General features: G+C 32.6%; 1 pseudogene. It reads right to left on the bottom strand.

Features of this window, described 5'->3' with window-relative positions:
• Positions 1–2,552, bottom strand: a pseudogene (locus ACT3S4_RS14250) (hypothetical protein); the annotation flags it as partial.

Here is a 2,552-nt window from a genome sequence, read left to right as displayed (position 1 = left end):
CAATGGCCGTTATAGATGTTGACTCTGCTGTATTTAAAATACGCAGTAATAGTACTCTAACAATATAATCATCAATGTTTTCATCATTTGAAATTTGTATTAGGAATTTCTCTAATGCCATATGTATAGATTGAAGTAAATAAGGTGTTACAGGGCTACCGTGACCTCTATACATCGTCCATAATGCGAAACTATGATATTGTGAGATTTCTTTATCTTGAGTGTATATTTTAACTTTGGCAACATCTTCTCTACCTAACTCTGATTGAGCATAATTTGCTACGGCATAGTTCGTAAAACGAATGATAAAATCGATTGCATTTGAGTAGTCTTTTGTATTTAGTAACCAATAGATAGGTGTTTGGTGAGCACTTGCGGGGTAATATTTAAAATCATGACTATCTTTAATACCATATCTCGTTTCCATATCAGGGTTATATTTCAACGAACGGTAGAAATCATCATCTTTCTTTACGATCCAGAATATTTCACATAGTTCAATGATTGATTTTGGTAATAGCTGTATTAATGGAATAGCTAAATAGCATTTATTTAGAATCGTTACACAGAAGTCTTGATACGGATCATTATGCTCAACCCAAACATGCTCAATGACTTTATCAAAGATTTCCTTTATTTCGTCTTCTATTTCACGGCATGACGCAAAAACAACTTTATAAATATTATTATCTTCGTTTCGAGAGTATATATGTTCTCCTTGTTCTGTCTTCTTTAGAATACTAACTGCAAGTAAACCAGTAAGTCTTGTAGTTTCTCCTCTAGGGTTACTTTGACACCAATCCAATAAGATCGGTAGAACTCTATTTCTATTACTTTCAAAAAAATTAAGCTGATGCTTATAGATAAAATCAATAGTTGCTTGCCAACCTTTACCTTTGGGTCTAGTATTCTGTAGCAAAGATACAACATCTTTACAGGCAACCTGTAATAAAAATATAATACGTTTTAAAATAAAAAAATTATTTGCTATCAACTCATTTTCGTATAGTTTAAAAAACTCGAACGAGTACTCTGACAGTAACACTGAAACCAATAGTTCATCTTTCCAAAACTGGCTTATGTCACTGACAAAGACATTATTAATGAACCTTTTAATATCAGTATCTTCTTCTATTAATTTCTGAGATAGCCAAAGTCTAAAAGCCCTTCTGATTGCTAGTGAATTACCTAGCTCTCTAAAAAAATCCTCAATATTTACGTAGTTTTGGTAATTCTTGATTATAATATGGTTTAAAGCCCACTCTTCGAATATATCATGAGTAATGAAATATCCGTCGTATTGCTCATCATAGCCTAAGATGTCATCTACTCTTAGCTGGTATAATGCATCCTGAGGAAGGCTATCACCAGTAATATAGAAACGATTAGTGTCAGCGCGCTGCTTTGCAATTTTTTCTAAACATCGACCTCTCTTAATATGAATATTTTCCTTTTTGACAAGGCTATTTTGAATTTTCTTTTTCCAAAGTAAGTCTATAAAACTAGTAAAATTACTGATAGCTTCTTCACTTTGATAGTAGGCAATATACTCATTAAGATAAAATAAATTTCTTAGTCTATCCTTAAAACTATCATTATTAGGTAAAACAATTTCAAATTCATCAGATATTTCAATTAGCTCTTTACCTGACAACAACTCAACCTCTAAAACCTCACACTGTAGCTGGTAGCTTTCATTTATGTGAAAACGTAAGTCATCTAAATAAGAGGCACGCGTAGTAAAGATTATCGTCCAACCGTGTGCTGTGAGACTATTAACTAGATCATGTAACACGTTTTGATTGCTTAAGTCGGCTAACTTTTCTGCAGAATCAATTATAAATAATTTAGTAATTTCATTTTCGTAGGTACTTAAGAAGTCAGCAGTTGAAAAGTTATGTTCAAAACGGAATAAATCACTAACATGATTAACGTTTAACTCTGTGGCTTTGAATATACATATAGGTATATCAAGGGAATATTGCTGATAAAACTCTTTAAGAATAGCTGTTTTACCACTACCACCCTCACCAGATAAGATAATGTGCTTATTCCCACGCGTAAGCTCTTCAATTTCTGAAATATAATTTTGGCGCTCAATTTTTATCTGCTGCTGATTTACGCTGATTTTGGTACGAATAGCGTTTAAGATACTAGTGTTATGAGCAAAAACACTGTCGCGCAACTTATCTAAAGTTGGATTTAAGCTAAAAAACAGGTCTTGAATATACTTATGCTTTGGTAAAACTAGTTGAAGTTCAAAATGACTAGGTACACGCCATTCGAGTGAGACGCCAAGCTTTTTACAAGCTTCATTTATTTCGACTTCATAGCTAGCTTTCTTTCTGTCTTTTAGAGAGCTTTCAGATAGCTCCTGATTGATATAAAAATAAATAACGTCTACTTCAGAGTTCTTACTTTTGGCTTTTGTAATAGCCTCAATAATTTCTTTTTTTCTATCACTAATAGATACTTCGTAGTATTTAGCTGAGAAACCATAAACTACGCCATCTTTCTCAAGCGGCTCAGTTTCAATTCCTGTTTGGTTTTTA

The sequence above is a fragment of the Psychrobacter sp. AOP30-A2-5 genome (genome assembly GCF_052378115.1).
In the GTDB taxonomy this organism is placed as follows: domain Bacteria; phylum Pseudomonadota; class Gammaproteobacteria; order Pseudomonadales; family Moraxellaceae; genus Psychrobacter.
This window is presented reverse-complemented; position numbering and strand designations above follow the sequence as displayed.